This window comes from Nocardia sp. SYP-A9097, assembly GCF_009649815.1.
Taxonomy (GTDB): Bacteria; Actinomycetota; Actinomycetes; order Mycobacteriales; family Mycobacteriaceae; genus Nocardia.
Genome location: NZ_WJIC01000005.1, coordinates 21017 through 35971, shown reverse-complemented (window position 1 = coordinate 35971; position 14955 = coordinate 21017). Strand labels below are relative to the sequence as shown.

Below are 14955 nucleotides of genomic sequence, written 5' to 3'. Positions count from 1 at the left end.
TCACCGGTCGGGCAGTCCACAACCGATTCTCGCGGTATGGTCCTGCGGGTGTCGAGCCACCTGATCTGGTATCTGCACCGACTGCGCGCCATGAGCGGGCACGAGATGCTGTGGCGCTCGGGCAGATTGCGACGGCGACTCGTCGCCAGACCCGTGACCTGGGATTCCGCGCGCGCCACGCTCTTCGGGCGCACCCGGCCCGATTGGGATGCGCTGCTGCGTGATTTCCGCGAGGGCGCGGGACGGCCGGTGATCCTCGATCGGGCGCGCGCCGCCCGGGTCGCGGCGACCTGCCCGGAGGCGGCCGCCGCGGTCATCGCCGCCGCGGAGCGAATGCTCGCCGGGCAGGTGCGCTACTTCGGCTATCCCCCGGCCGAGCTCGGGCCGCTGATCGACTGGAACCGGGACCCGCTGGCCGAAATACGCTGGCCCGGTGTGAGTTCCGAGCGGATCGACCATCGCACCACGGCGGGCGATCCGAAATGGATCTGGGAGCTGAACCGGCTGCAGCACCTACCGTGGCTGGCGCAGGCGTGGCTGTTCACCGGGGAGCCCCGTTTCGCCGAGGCCGCCTTCGACCAACTCGACAGCTGGATCGAACAGCAGCCGCCCGGCACGGGCATTGCCTGGCGCGGGGCGTTCGAATGCGGAATCCGTTCCATATCAGTCGGTTTCGCGCTGCAGGGGCTGCGTGACGCGCCGGGACTGACGGCCCGGCGCTATGGCGATTACGTCACCATGCTCGGGGAGAGTGCCCGGCGCTGCTGGGCGGAACGATCACTGTTCAGCTCGGCGAACAATCACCTGATCGGCGAACTGACCGGGTTGGCCGTGGTGGCGTCATTGTTCCCCGAATTGCCTTGCGCCACAGCCTGGCAGCGCGACGCGCTGGCACTGCTCACCGAGCACGCGGACCGGCAGCTGCTGCCCGATGGCGCGGGAGCCGAGCAGGCCATCGCCTATCAGCTCTTCACGGTGGAGCTGCTCGCGCTCGTCTACGCCCTGCTGGCATTGAAATACGAACCGCCAGAACGGCTCGGCGCGACCATCGCGCGCAGTTCACGCTTTCTCGCACTACTGGTCGGTGATGCGGATCCGCAGCCGCGCTACGGCGATGACGACGGCGGGTTCGCACTTCGATTGGGCCCGGAGGAGATTCGCACGGTGCGCGAGCACCTCGGTATCGCCGATGCGGTGGTACCCGATCCGGCGGCCGCGCGCACGGCGACGGCCACGATTACCGCCGCCTGGCTGCGTGATGCGCTCGGTTCCGCCGCCGTCGCCGCCGCCGCGGCACCGGCGGCGAGCGGTTACGCCGCCGACGGCGGTCTGGTGGTGCTGCGCGCGCCCGGCCGCCGGATCACCATGGATATCGGTCCGCTGGGCTATCTTTCGATCGCCGCGCACGGGCATGCCGACGCGCTGTCGGTGACCCTCGCGGTGGACGGTGCGGAGGTCATCGCGGATCCGGGCACCGCGAGCTACTACGGGCATCCCGAATGGCGGGTCGCGCATCGCAGTACCCGCGCGCATCCCACGGTCACCATCGACGGGTTGGATCAGTCGGTGGTCGGCGGGCCGTTCATGTGGAGTGCGCACGCGCGGGTGCGGGTGCGGGCGGTCGATCTCGTGCACGGGATCGTGGATGCCGAACACGATGGCTATCACCGGCTCGAGACGCCGGTGACGCATCGGCGGTGGCTCATCGCGGCACCGGACGGCGACTCGCTCGTGGTGGTGGATCTGGTGTCCGGCAAGGGATCTCACTCGGCGCGGGTTTCCTGGCCGCTGCATCCCGCGCTGACGGCCGGTCCGGTCGAGAACGGTCATCTTGTCCACCGGGACGGCGATCCGGTGCTGGCGTTGACCTACGCCGCGACGGTCCCACTCGGCACCGATCAGGTTCGGGGCAGCGAGAACGACAATCTCGGCTGGTGGTCCGAGCGGCTGGAGTCTCGCGAACCGGCCTGGCTGCTCGGCGCGCAGTGTTCCGGCACAGCGCCCTTCGTGATTGTCACGGTGCTCTCGCTCAACGGGAAGCCCGTAGATGGGTTACGGGTCTCACACGCGGACAAGGCGATTCGGGCCGATTGGCACGATGACACGACGCCGCGGGCTCTCGATATCGACATCTCACGTGATGGTGCGGCCGTGCTCAGCACCCCGAATCAATGAAGGCCCGGACGTATCCCGCGCTTTGATACACGTACGACCACGCCCAGTACCAGGGCGCGATATCCACCGGGCCGGGCTCCATGATGAGCTGACCTTCGAAGCACTGCTCCAGGATGTACCTGGCCCGTGACAGATGCGGCCGCATCGTAATGACAATGACTGTCCGCCAACCGCGTTGGCTCGCCAAGGCGCGCAACTGCCGCCCCTCACCGACGGTGGTCGGCGGATTCGGGGCGAAGCATTCGAGGGTGAACCCCTGCTGCGGCGTACGACATGGCTCCCGCACCTCGTCGATATCGGTGTCCTCGCCATAGGGATTCGAGAACAGCACGGTCGAGGCGTATCCCTGCCGCGCCAGCTCCAATCCGTAGGCGTACCGGTCCACGCCCTCACCGCCGAGGACCAGGATCGCGTCCGCATGCCGGAGCGGATCCACCTGCGGTCGCACATACACCGGAAATCCGGCGGCGATGATGCCCGCGATCAGGGCGATCACGAACCCGGCCACGTAGATCCGGCGGTGCCCGCGCCGCACCGAACCCGTCACCGGCGGCGCGCCTGCCATATCGGCCGCAGTGTGGCGGGTGAAATCACTTGCAGCACAACGATGAACAGTCCCGCGAAGGCGAGGGCCTCCAGCACGATCAGTCCCAGTCCGGCCGCGACCCCGTGCGCGCTCGCATGCACCACGCGATGCTCGAAGACTCCGACAGCCACGGCGGCACCCACTCCGGCCAGCAGTACCGGCACGAGGCAGCGCGCGAGTTCGCCACGGGACACCCCAACCACGCTACGCGACAGAACAAGACCCGCAAGTCCGGTGAGCGCCGCCGAAATCGACAGTGCCACACCGACACCGGGCAAACCATGCGGCAGCAGCAACACTATGAGCGGAATAGCGGTGAGTGCGCCCACACCACTCATCCAATTGATCAACTGCGGCCGTCCCGCGCCCTTGAGCGCCTCGGCGGAGACCGACATGAGCGCATAACCGACACCCACCCCGCACATGGTCTGAACCAGGACACCGGCTCCGCGCCACTGACCTCCCAGCAGCAGTACCACCGCCGGCTCCCCGATGGCCGCGAGCAGCGCCGACGCCGGGACCACCGCCAGCCACATCCAGCCCAGCGCGGTGAGGAAACCGCGCTTGAAACGCTCCCGCTCCCCCGCGATCCGGGCGAACGCCGGAAACAGTACGTATGAACAGATTTGGATGATCGCCATGACCGGCAGGAAGGCCAGCCGCCGCCCATTGCGATAGTTGCCGAGCGCGGAGGTCTCGAGCCGATGGCCGACCAACACCACCTCACCGGCCTCGATGGCACGCTCCAGCACGCTCTCGATGAGCAGCGGCAGCGCGAAAACCGCCAACTCCCGCCATAATCCGAAGCGGAAATGCCCGCGGCCGGGCCGCCAGCCCGACAGCCACCACGCGGCGATCACCGAAACCGTCAGCGCGGCATAGTATCCCGCCACCAGCGCCCAGACACCCCAGCCCGCCGCCGCTCCCGCGATGGATACGATCGCGAACGTCGCGGCATTCGCGGGATCGACGATTACGCGCCGCTTGAACTGGAACTCCCGCTGCATCAGGGCATCCGGCACCGCCATGAGCGAGGTGAGCAGTACCGTGCCCGAGGACACCGCGGCGACGAGACCGACCTGCGAGTCGTCGAATATCGCCGACAGCACCGGCGCGGTCGCCAGCAGTACGCCGGCCAGCAGCGCACCCGAGACCAGCGTCGCCCAGAATACCGTCTCGGCGGCGTCCGCGATCCGATCGTGCCGCTGAATCAGCGCATGGCTCAGTGAGCTGTGCGAGAAGACCACCACGAAGGTGGTGAGCACGGTGCCGGCCGTGAAGACGCCGACTTCGCCGGGCGACAACAGATGTGCGAGTACCAGCGTCTGCGCCAGCGCGATGACCTGCACCGCCGCCACACCCGCCGCGGAGAGCGCGGCTCCGCGTTTGAGTATCGCGAGTAACCCGCCGCGCTCGTCCGTCACCGTTTGACGGTGGTGACAATCCGGCCCGCCACGTGCGCCACCCGCTCGGACACCTGCTGCTTGAGCGGATGAATCCGCCGCAGTAAACCGGGAAACGTATTGACCGACACAATGATCGCCGCGGCCCGCACCGTGCGGCGCTGTCCGAACGCGTCCCGCGCCGCCCTGCGCGCGGCCGGATCATCGCCCGCGAGCAGGGCCTGTTGCGCGCGCCAGAGCCATACCCAGTAGCGGAAGGTGCGCAGGGTCTTGTCCAGAGCCGCTTTGGCTTCGGGGTCGGTGGGCGCGGCCCAGGCGAAAGAGCGTTCCAGTTCGGCCATGAAGGCCTCGGCCTTGGCAGGATCGCGGGTCATGGAGTCGCTGCGCAGCCGGAAGCGCGCCAGTCGTTGCGGCAGTATGCGAATGTCATAGGAGCCGACCATGCGAATCCAGATGGCGACCGATTCGTGTAGTTCCTGGCCGCCGCGATCGTAGCCGCCGACAGCCTCCCAGACCGTGCGCCGGATGGCGGCGGTGTAGTACGGGACGAGGCCGCCGAGCAGGTCGGTCAGGGTCAGCGGTTCGGCCGGATCCGGCTTCTGCTTCACATTGGTCGACCGGTAGTAACCGGTGGGCAGGTCCGCACCGGAGTCGTCGAAACGGAATGCGTCGCAACCGATCGCGTCGATATGCGGGTCGGCGTCCAGAGCTTGCCCGATGGCTTCGCAGAAGGTGGGCATGACCTGATCGTCGCTGTCGAGCACCACGAAGAACCGGCCGGTCGCCACTTCAGCGGCGGCCATCACACCCCCGTCGTAGCCCTTGTTCTCCTGCCGTACCAGGCGAATTCGCCGGTCCTGCGCATAGCTGTCGACGATCGCCGCGATCTCGTCCGACATGCCATTGTCGACGACGATCAGCTCCCAGTCCGGAAGTGTCTGTGCCAGTACCGAATCGATGGTGTCCCGTAGATAGTCCTCGGTTTTGTACGCCGTTGTCAGAAAGCTGAACGCCGGTTCGGACGCCGCCATCAGTACCCCTTTGTCACTACCATCCGATGCCCAGATATCCCGGCCGCTGCCGCCGCGTCGCGGCCCCGGGCAACCGCACCAGATCGATGACGGTGTGCTCCGGGCCGAGCCCGTCGATGGCGGAGACCACCTCGGGTTCGGCGCTGCCCGCGATGAATATCTCCCCGTGCGCGAGAACCGTTGCAATATCGTCGGTCAGCAGTTCGCCGATGTGCGGCAGCCGCTCCTCGATGAAGGCGCGGTTCGCGCCCATGAGCCGGGACAGCGCCACATTGGCGTCGTAGATGCGTACGTCATAGCCCTTGCCGATGAGGCGTTCGGCGAACTCCACCATGGGGCTTTCGCGCAGATCGTCGGTGCCGGATTTGAACGACAGCCCGAAGATGCCGACTCGGCGCCGGCCCAGTCCGATCACCATCTCGACCACGCGACGCAGCTGGGATTCGTTGGAGGCCAGCACATTCTGCAGTACCGGCAGCTCCAGATCGTGCTGGCGGGCGGTGTGGGTGAGCGCCCGCACATCCTTGGGCAAACACGAGCCGCCGAAGGCGAAGCCGGGCCGCAGATAGGCGGGGCTGATATTGAGTTTGGTGTCGGCCAGGAAGATATCCATGACCGCGTGCGAGTCCAGGCCGAGTTCGGCACAGAGCGCACCGATTTCATTACCGAAGGTCACCTTCAGCGCGTGAAAACTATTGTCGACGTACTTCGTCATCTCGGCGACGGGGATGGGCACCTGGAAGCGTGGCCCCGGCAGCTCGTCGTAGAGGCTCATCATCTCCGCGCCGGTGCGCGGATCTGTCTCGCCGACAACCGTTTTGGGCGGATTCTCGAAATCCCGGACGCTACTGCCCTCGCGCAGGAATTCCGGATTCACGCAGACGCCGAAGTCCACCCCGGCCCGCTTCCCGGACGCCTGCTCGAGAATCGGTATGAGCTTCCCGGCGCAGGTGCCCGGCACCATGGTGCTGCGATACGCCACCACGTGCCAGGAGCCCTTGACCGCGAGCGCCGCCCCGATCTCCTGGCTCACCCGCTCCAGATACTCGGTGGAGAGCCCCCCGCCCGGCGCGGACGGCGTGCCCACGCAGACGATCGAAATATCGCTGGCCGCAACGGCTTCGGCGACCTTCTCGGTGACGGTGAGCCTGCCCGAGGCCACCACCTCGGCTATCACCTCCCCGATGCGCTCCTCCACCACCGGGGTGCGACCCTGCCGAATGAACTCGGTCTTCTGCGGATTCACATCCACCCCGATGACCGAGTTACCCCGAGCCGCCAGGCAGGCCGCGGACACGCAGCCCACGTAGCCGAGCCCGAAAACACTCACCCCCAGCGCCCGCCCCATGCGCCGATCCTGTCCGTTTGCTGTCAGCCGGTCGTGCTCGTCCATCTGTACCCCATCAGGGATCGTCGCTACCGCTATTTAGCTTTATACCAATGTATTCCGTGATTGGGTCGAGTTATCATCTTCCCGTGGAATGCGCGACGATGCCCGTGTACGTCGCGGTCGGGGGTGAGGAAGTCGAGGCCGGTACCTTCGCGGGGCCCCGGCTGGGGGGTTGCTGAGTACATGAATTTTTCAGGCGTGGGCTTGGGCATGAAGTATCGGCTCCGGCGCGCTCATCCGCGTCGTGGGTCGATCAACCGGACGCTCGCCAAGCTGGAGCGGGCCGATGCCGGGCGCATAGCGGAGTTTCAGGAGCGCCGGTTGCGGGGGCTGGTGCGGGTCGCGGCGGCGCGGTCGCCGTTCTATCGGGAGTACTTTCGCGATAGTGGGATAGACCCCGCGACGATTCGGACGCTGGCCGACCTGCCTGCGCTGCCGCTCATTTCGCGGCTGGAGCTCGCCGAGCGGGCCGACGATTTCCGGACGATGCCGCGGCGGCTCATGTGGTCGGTGCGCTCCAGTGGCACCTCCGGTGTGCCGATCGAGTGCTATCGAACCGTCAACTCCTCGGTCTTCGAGTTGGCGGTCATGGAGCGGCAGTGGAGCTGGTTCGGGTTGCCCGCGAATTCCCGCCGGGTGGTGCTGCGCGGTAGCGGATTCGCCAGCGACGGGACGCACGGACCGACGCTCGTGCTTCCGTGGGCGCGGCAGCTGCTGGTTTCCAGCTATCATCTGACGCCGGATCGAATCGATGTGATAGCCAATAACATTCGCCGCTTCCGGCCCGATGCCATCGAGGGCTGGCCGTCCAGCATCGCGTTGCTGGCGGCACTGCTGCGGGATCGGAACCACACCATTCCGGTGCGCGCCATCATCACCTCCTCGGAGTTGATGGCCCCGGGGCAGCGCACCCTCATGCAGGAGGTGTTCGCCGCGCCGATCGTCGATCACTACGGGCAGACCGAGCGGGTGGCCATGGCGGGCACCTGTGAGGCGGGCGGCTATCACGTCTTCCCGCACTATGGCATTGTCGAGCTGCTGTCGGTGGCCGGATCGAACTCGCGGTGGGAGATTGTCGGAACCTCGTTGCAGAACAACGGTTTTCCACTCTTCCGGTATCGCACCGGTGACGAGGTGCGCCCCGCCGCGCCCGGACCGTGCCCGTGCGGGCGGGCCTTCCCGCTGCTGGGCGTGGTCGACGGCCGGGTGGAGGACACCTTCACCGCCGTCGATGGCAGGCCGCTCCCGCTGCCGTCCAGTGTGGTCGACGATCTGACCGGATTGCGGGAGGCGCAGATCGCCCAGTTGCGGCCGGGTTTCTTCGAACTGAGAGTTGTCCCCGGCACCGGATTCAGCGAATCGCGGACCATCGCGCACGCGCGGCGCAATGTGGCGCAGCAGTTCGGCGCGGGTCAGGAGGTGGGGTTGCGGGTCTTCGACCGGCTGCCCCGCCCGCGCAGCGGCAAACTCAAGACCGCGATCGTCGAGCACGCCGAGCGCCTACGGCCATGACGAGAGGGGCAGTCGCCGTGCGAATGGCGAAAGCGGCAGTGCTGGTTACGGTTACGTTACTGATGGCGGCCTGCGGCGGGACTTCCGCGCCGCCCGGACACCCGCCGGTCACCACCACCTCGGCCGCACCGATCGACGAGTTCGTGCCCAAGACCCGCACGCCCGATCCGGGTGCGGTGGGCATCGGTCTCACTAACATCTCCCTCGCGGCGAGCGATAAGGCCGATCGGGTGACCTTCCAGTTCACCGGTACCGCGGTGCCGGGCTGGGCGGTGCACTACGTGAAGCAGGCGATCTCCAATACCAGTACGCAGGCGGTGTTCCCGGTGACCGGGCAGTCGATTATCGAGGTCCTCATTCGTGAGGCCGCCAATCCCTTCGAATCCGGTGTGCCGGCCTATGCCGGCCCGCAGCTCCTCTCCGATCCCGAGGCGGGCACCATCGGCGAGGTCCGCTATGCCAGCTCGCTGCGCGGGGTGACTCAGGCTTTCATCGGCCTCGAGACCCCGCAGCGTGCCTTCCGGGTGACCGCGCTGACCGATCCGACCCGGATTGTGGTGGAGGTGGATCACAAATGACCGACGAGCCGACTTCGCGCACGCCCAATACCCTTGTGATACTGCGTGACCGCATCTGGCAGCGCCGCTGGCTGGTGACTGCCATCGCCCTGGTCGCCACCTTCGGCGCGTATCTGACCGCGCACGGGCATGCCACCACCTACACCAGCCGGGTGCTGGTCTCGGCGGCCTCGACCCGCCCGCCCACACAGGACGCGATTCTGGCGCAGGGCTACACCTACTACCTCAATGACCCGACCTATCAGGCCGGCCTGCGGCAGAAGCAGGGCTTCCCGTCCGATATCGACGGCTTCTCCGCCGAATTCGTCACGGCCAGCCCGCTTTTCTACATTCAGGTCATCGCGGCCACACCTTCTGCGGCGACCACGGCCGCACCGCAGATCGCGCAGCTGTACATCGACGACATCAACGGCCGCCTCGATGCCAGCCGCAGCGCCACCGCCGCCGATATGACCGCGGCCATGCTGCGCGTCTGGGGTGATCGGCTCACCGCGAGTGATCCCAGCGCGTACACCGCGCAGATCCAATTGCAGCAGCAGATCGATCAACTCAACTCCAATGAGGCCAATCGGCTGACCATTCTGCAATCGGGTGCGGGCGCGATGGCCATCGGTCCGGGCAAGACCCGCAAGCTGGCGACCGGCATGGTGGGCGGCGTCATTCTGGGCTGTGTGGTGGCGCTCATGGCGGGTGCGAGTACCCGGCGGCTGTACAACGACTACGACGTGGTGGAGAAGACCGGTATCCGGCCGTTCGATGTGATTCCGCCGGGAGGTTCCCCCGCGCGCGATGCCCGCCGGGAGGTGGCGGTGCGGCATGTGTCGAATCTGGTCGCGCGCGCGGCCACGCACTCCCCCACTTCCATTGCGGTGGTGCCGGTTTCGTCGGGCCGGGGCGCCGATCATATTGCCCGCGCGATTGCCGAGCAGCGCGCGGCGCAGGGCTCGCGCACGGTCTTCGTCAATGCCGATCTGCGGACCGCCGATTACGGGCCGCGTCAGCGGGGTGTCGCGGAGTATCTGCGCGGCCTGGTCGGCAATGTGCATGATCTGGTGCGGCAGTCGGGTTCGGGCGGGTTCGCTGAGATCTCCGCCGGTGAGGCCACCGCGGACCCGTACCCGCTCTTCGATCGTGATCGGGTGCGCGAGTTGCTCCGAACCGCCGGGGAGAAGGCCGATTTGGTGATTATCGCGGTGCCGCCGATCAGCAGCGCCCCGGAGTCGCAGATCGTCGCCGATATCGCGGATCAGACCGTGCTCATTATCGAGCGCGGCCACAGCCGCGTGCGGGAGGTGGACGAGGCGGTGCGTGCGATCAACCAGGTGGGCGCGCAGGTGCTGGGCGCGCTGTTCGTCGATACCGCCGAGTATCGCCCGGCGGTCTGGGACCGGCTGCGCCGATCGGGCCGATCCCGGACCACCCCATGACCTTTCGCTCGCCGGTGCTGAACCGGCTGACCCAGCTCGCGGTGCTGGCCGCCGCGCTGATCGTCGGACTGGGGGCCATGCTCGCGGTATCGCCGAAGGCGCCCGGCGGTATCGGCACTGTGGCGGCGGCGGGCGGTATCGCGGCCGTCCTGGTCGTGATCGGATTGCGGGATCCCCGTTGGGCTTTCGTCTTCCTCCTGGTCGCGACGTTCCTGCGCCCGGCGATTCCGAAGATCCTGCCGACCACGGACCCGTTCATTCTGGCCTTCGGTGGCCTGCTCATCGCCACCCTGGCCTGGGTGCGCGGGCATCCGGAGCGGCGGGTGTCGCTGGGCGCGCTGGAAGGCGCCATGGCGCTGTACCTGCTGTGGAATATCAATTCGATTCTGCAGCCGCACGAGTACAAGCCGATCCTTTACCCGCTGACCGGCATCATGCTGGATCTGTGGCGGTATCTGATCATCGGCACCGGGATTCCGTTCGCCACCTATCTGGTGTCGCGGATGATCTTCGACAATCGCCGGGCCGTCGGGTTTCTCATCACCACGCTGCTGAGCTGTAGCGCGTATTCGGCATGGGTGAGCATCCTGCAATTCCACGGCCCGAAGGCGCTGGTGTGGCCGAAATACATTGTGCTGGACCCGGCCTGGACCGAGCGGGCGGTGGGGCTGCCGAATCAGCCCGAGGTCAATGGGCTGATTCTCATTGTTGGATATGTGCTCGCCCTGGTCCTACTCGGCACCGAACAGCGGCCGCGATGGCACAGGATCCTGCTCGCGGTGATCGCGGCGGCCTGCGCGTACTCGGTCTTCCTCACCCATACCCGTTCCATCTGGCTGGATTTCGCGGTCGTGGTGGTGGCCGGGATCGTGCTGGGCAAGGGTTATCGCACCGGTTTCGTACTGACCGCGCTGGGCACCCTGGCGATTATCGCCATGAACTGGTCCACCTTCACCAGCTCCGATCGCAAGGCCGGCGGTGTGGCCTCCACCAATGAGGTGTACGACCGGCTCAATGCCGATGCCACCGCGGTGTGGGCGTTCGCGCAGAAGCCGTGGAGTGGTTGGGGGCTGGGGCGTTTCGTCTCGGTCAATACCTATCGGCACCAGCAGTATTCACCGAGTACGCCGTGGGAACGCGGCCTCGGTATCCCCGCGCACGAGACCGAGCTCGGGATTCTGGCCGAGCTCGGGATTGTCGGGGTGCTGCTGTGGCTGACCGTGCTGGTGCTGCTGGCCCGCCGCCTGTTCATCGCCTATCTGCGGTTGCCCGACGACGGCATGCTGGGCCGCCCGCTCGCCTTCATCGCGTTGACCGCATTCATCTCACTGGTGCTCGGCGGCCTGTTCGTGGATCTGCGGCTCTTCGACTATCCGAGCGCCATGGTCTTCGCGCTGGTGGGCGCGGCAGTCGGCGCCGCCGATCGGGCATCGGAACGCCCGCGGGTCGATCCGCTGGCCGCGGGCGCCGATCAGCGCGCGGCATTGCGGGCGCGAAAGACCCTGGCGTAGAACTCGACGAGGTTGTTTCGCGAAGTGTCCCAGGATAATTCGCGCTCCACGCGGGCCCGGCCGAGACTGCCCATGCGGTCCCGGCGGGCCGGATCGTCCAGCAGTTCGACAATGGCCTCGGCGAATCCCAGCTCGTCATTGTCGGCCACGTACACCGCCGCCGCGCCCGCAGAGACGCGCGCCTCGGTGAGTTCGAAGGAGACCAGCGGCCGGGACATGGCCATGTACTCGACGACCTTGTTCATGGTCGAGACGTCATTGAGCGGATTGCACGGATCCGGCGAGAGGCAGATATCGGCGGTAGACAGGCAGGTCTGCAGGAAATCGTCGGGCACGCGGCCGGTGAATTCGACCAGTTCCTGCAGATTCAGCTCCTCGGACAGCGCGACCAGATCGTCGAAGGCGTCACCGCTGCCCATGAAGATGAAGTGGATATCGGTGCGCCCCAGCTTGTCTCGCAGCTGGGCTATGGCACGCAGCGCGTAATCGACGCCGTCCTGCGGTCCCATCACGCCGAGATACGCACCCAGATACCGCTTTCCCCGTTTGAGCTCCGGATCGGGTTCGCGCGGAACGAATTTGGCGAGATCGGGCGCACTACGCACCACGGTCACCAGCTCCGGGGCCATATGCCCGCGTTCGATGGCGACCTGCCGATAGCTCTCGTTGGTGGATATGACCGCATCGGCGCAGGCGAATGTCAAGCGCTCCAACACCTTCGAGACCCGGTACAGCGGTCCGGTACCGCCGAAGCGGGACAGGAACAGCTCGGGCACCAGATCATGGTGATCGAAGACGAATCGCGTGCCACCGACCCGCAGTACGAGCGCGATCAGGAAGAGCAGATCCGGCGGATTACACGCCTGCACCACATCGATCGGCCCCTCCCGCCGTACCTTCCAGGCCAGCCGCAGCGTATGCCAGAGCGCGAGCGAGTACTCCCGCAGATATCCGAGGGGTCCGCCGGTGGCCGCGCGCAGTGGATACCGCAGTATGCGCACCCCGTCGATGGTCGCCTCGGGCTCGCGGTCCTGCTTACTGCCCGTCGGGCAGATGACGGTGACCCGATACCCCGCCTCGACCAGGGCCCGGCTCTCCTGCCAGACCCGGCGATCGAAGGGCACCGAGAGATTCTCGACCAGGATCAGAATGTGTCCGCTCATCGATTCACGACTTCTTCCAGGGCCTGCTCCGCGGCCGCAATACTCGATTTCAGAGTGAATTTCGTTTCGACGCGATCACGCGCCGCCAGGCCCATACGTCTACGGGCCGGGGCATCGGACAGCACCTCGATGAGCCGTCGTGCGAGTTCTTCCGGATTACGCGGCGGGACAAGGTATCCCGTCTCACCGTCGGCGATCATCTCCGGGACGCCGCCGACCGCTGTGCAGACGGCCGGACGCGCCGCCGCCATGGCCTCGAGCAGCGCCATGGGAAAGCATTCGACGCTGTAACTGCTGAGCACGACCACATCCATCGCGCGGAGCAGGGCCGCGATATCAGGGCGGTTGCCCGCGAGGATGACGCGGTCACCGAGTCCGGACGCCCGGATCCGGTCCTCGATCACGCCCCGCATGGGGCCGTCGCCGACAATGAGAAACTTTGCCGCGGGGACCTTTTCGGCGATGATTCGCGCGGCTTCGAGGAAGGTCGTATGGTCCTTCTCCGGGCGCAACGCGGCAATGATTCCGACGACGAGATCATCGGCACCGACCCCGATATCGGCGGCGGCAGCGCGATCGTCCGCGATCTCGAAGGCCGAGGGGTCGACCCCGTTGTAGATCACCTTGATCTTGGACTCCGGATAGCCGAGATCGTCTGCCATATACCGGATCTGGGCACGAGCGACGCCGAAATAGGCCGAGGTGCGTCGATCCAGCACACGATCCACGACCGTCCGGAACCGCCCGCGCGGCTCCACATCGCCGTAATTATGCACCCAGACAATGGAATTCGGCACCCCCGCCCGCCAGGCGGCGATCCGTCCGAGTGCCTCCGCGTTATAGCCGCGGGTGATCACCACATCCGGCCGCAGCTCCCGCATGGCCCGCACCAGATCCCGCAGCGCCGGACCCGCCTGCCGTTTGGTGTAATGCAGTGCCCGCGCGGGCACCCCCGCCACCGTGAGGTCGGCGAACAGCTCACCCGGCTCGCCGATACAGATGACCGAGGGTTCGAACCGACCGCGATCCAGGTTCGGCAGCAGTGTCGTCACATGCCGTTCGGCCCCGCCCACACGCAGATCCGGCACCACGTAGAGCACCCGAATCGGCTGGCGTACAGCGGAACTCATTGCAGGATCTCCCGGTAGATGCCGCCGAAGCGCTGGCATACGACCGCTATATCGAATTCGTCGCGCACCCGTTGCAGCGCCGCCGCACCCAGTCGCCCGCGCAATCGGTCATCGTGTACCACCCGTCCCAGCGCTTCGGCCAGCGGCTGCACCTCCCCCGGCGGCACCAGGAGCCCGCAACTGTCATCGAGGAGGTCGGGGATGCCGCCGACCGGGCAGGTCACCACGCAGAGTCCGTGCGCCATGGCCTCCAGGATCGCCATCGGCTGTCCCTCCCGGTGCGAGGGCAGCACCAGCACCTGCGAGGCGGCGATCAGCTCCGGAATCCGTTCCGGGCCTATCCATCCGGTGACCTCGACGCTGGCGTCGATGCCGAGGTCGGCGACCATTTCGCGGGCCCGGTCCACCGCGCCGTCACCCGCGACGATCAACCGCGCCTCGACCTCGGCGGTCTTGACCATCCGCTGCCAGGCTTCCAAGAGGGTGAAGGTGCCCTTGCGTTCCCCGATCTCGCCCAGGAACAACACCTGCACCGGTGCACCGGAGTTCTGCCCCACCTGCGCGCCAGGCCGAATCGCATTGGACACCACAATAATCCGTGCCTGCGGCGCGATATCCCGCAACGCCACCGCCCACGGCTCACCGAGCGCGACCACCACCGCCGCACCGCGCAGCGCATCCCGAATGGCCGCCCGCAGGGGACCCGGCGCTTCGTCGTAGAACTTGCTGAAATCGGAGCCGTGCACATGCAGCACAACGGGGGTGCGGGCCGCCCGCGCGATCAGCTCGAACAGATACTTGCGCGGGAAACTACCGTACGAGGAGAGATGCAGGTGCACGATCGCGGGCCGGTGCACCACCAGCCTATACAGGTAGACGAACAGCGCCAGCGCGTAGACCGCCAGCTTGGTACCGACCCCGCCGTCGCGATGGGTGGCCACGTGCCGGATATCCCATTCGGTCCAGATCGGCGTCTCGCGCATCTCCCGGACGAAGGTCGCGACGCCGCCGCGGGTGGACATGCTCGTCGAAACCCATAGGGCTCGTTT

General features: G+C 66.9%; 12 protein-coding genes. 5 read left to right on the top strand and 7 right to left on the bottom strand.

All coding sequences use genetic code 11. The features are described from left to right. The first annotated feature begins 48 nt into the window (after positions 1-48). A complete protein-coding gene (locus GFY24_RS12635; RefSeq protein ID WP_309230769.1) occupies positions 49-2175 on the top strand; it encodes an alginate lyase family protein in 2127 nt (708 codons plus the stop codon). On the opposite strand, the gene GFY24_RS12630 is transcribed toward GFY24_RS12635, so the two are convergent. Genes GFY24_RS12630 through GFY24_RS12615 form a run of 4 tightly spaced genes read right to left on the bottom strand, consistent with a single transcriptional unit; the run spans position 2156 to position 6588 of the window. Next, complete coding sequence (locus tag GFY24_RS12630) at positions 2156-2740, bottom strand: YdcF family protein (RefSeq protein ID WP_153805237.1); 585 nt, start codon at positions 2738-2740, stop codon at positions 2156-2158. The two genes, GFY24_RS12635 and GFY24_RS12630, sit on opposite strands and share 20 nt — an antisense overlap. Then, positions 2719-4185 (bottom strand): lipopolysaccharide biosynthesis protein, encoded by a 1467-nt coding sequence (locus GFY24_RS12625; protein WP_153805236.1) that lies wholly within the window; start codon positions 4183-4185, stop codon positions 2719-2721. Before GFY24_RS12625 ends, GFY24_RS12630 begins: the two co-directional genes overlap by 22 nt. Next, on the bottom strand, positions 4182-5195 hold the full coding sequence (locus GFY24_RS12620) for a glycosyltransferase family A protein (RefSeq protein WP_153805235.1): 1014 nt from the start codon (positions 5193-5195) through the stop codon (positions 4182-4184). Before GFY24_RS12620 ends, GFY24_RS12625 begins: the two co-directional genes overlap by 4 nt. A gap of 16 nt (positions 5196-5211) precedes the next feature. Then, positions 5212-6588, bottom strand: coding sequence for a nucleotide sugar dehydrogenase (locus GFY24_RS12615; RefSeq protein WP_228566258.1), 1377 nt, complete (start codon positions 6586-6588; stop codon positions 5212-5214). A gap of 207 nt (positions 6589-6795) precedes the next feature. On the opposite strand from GFY24_RS12615, the gene GFY24_RS12610 reads away from it, so the two are divergent. The 4 genes from GFY24_RS12610 to GFY24_RS12595 are packed head-to-tail and all read left to right on the top strand — an operon-like array spanning position 6796 to position 11613. Next, positions 6796-8097: a phenylacetate--CoA ligase family protein gene (locus GFY24_RS12610; protein WP_228566257.1), complete on the top strand. Its 1302-nt coding sequence runs from the start codon at positions 6796-6798 to the stop codon at positions 8095-8097. A gap of 17 nt (positions 8098-8114) precedes the next feature. Then, on the top strand, positions 8115-8675 hold the full coding sequence (locus GFY24_RS12605) for a hypothetical protein (protein ID WP_228566256.1): 561 nt from the start codon (positions 8115-8117) through the stop codon (positions 8673-8675). Further along, the gene (locus GFY24_RS12600) at positions 8672-10102 is read left to right on the top strand and encodes a CpsD/CapB family tyrosine-protein kinase (protein WP_153805232.1); all 1431 of its coding nucleotides are present in this window, start codon (positions 8672-8674) and stop codon (positions 10100-10102) included. Before GFY24_RS12605 ends, GFY24_RS12600 begins: the two co-directional genes overlap by 4 nt. Beyond that, complete coding sequence (locus tag GFY24_RS12595; RefSeq protein WP_153805231.1) at positions 10099-11613, top strand: O-antigen ligase; 1515 nt, start codon at positions 10099-10101, stop codon at positions 11611-11613. The genes GFY24_RS12600 and GFY24_RS12595 overlap by 4 nt, the downstream gene beginning before the upstream one ends. On the opposite strand, the gene GFY24_RS12590 is transcribed toward GFY24_RS12595, so the two are convergent. From GFY24_RS12590 to GFY24_RS12580, 3 genes are read right to left on the bottom strand one after another with little or no spacing between them, the layout of a single operon-like run. Then, positions 11574-12776 carry a glycosyltransferase family 4 protein gene (locus GFY24_RS12590; RefSeq protein ID WP_153805230.1) on the bottom strand — a complete coding sequence of 401 codons (1203 nt, stop codon included), beginning with the start codon at positions 12774-12776 and terminating at the stop codon, positions 11574-11576. The genes GFY24_RS12595 and GFY24_RS12590 overlap by 40 nt on opposite strands. After that, positions 12773-13906, bottom strand: coding sequence for a glycosyltransferase (locus GFY24_RS12585; protein ID WP_153805229.1), 1134 nt, complete (start codon positions 13904-13906; stop codon positions 12773-12775). Before GFY24_RS12585 ends, GFY24_RS12590 begins: the two co-directional genes overlap by 4 nt. Next, a complete protein-coding gene (locus tag GFY24_RS12580; protein ID WP_153805228.1) occupies positions 13903-14928 on the bottom strand; it encodes a glycosyltransferase family 4 protein in 1026 nt (341 codons plus the stop codon). Before GFY24_RS12580 ends, GFY24_RS12585 begins: the two co-directional genes overlap by 4 nt. Positions 14929-14955: the final 27 nt, after the last annotated feature.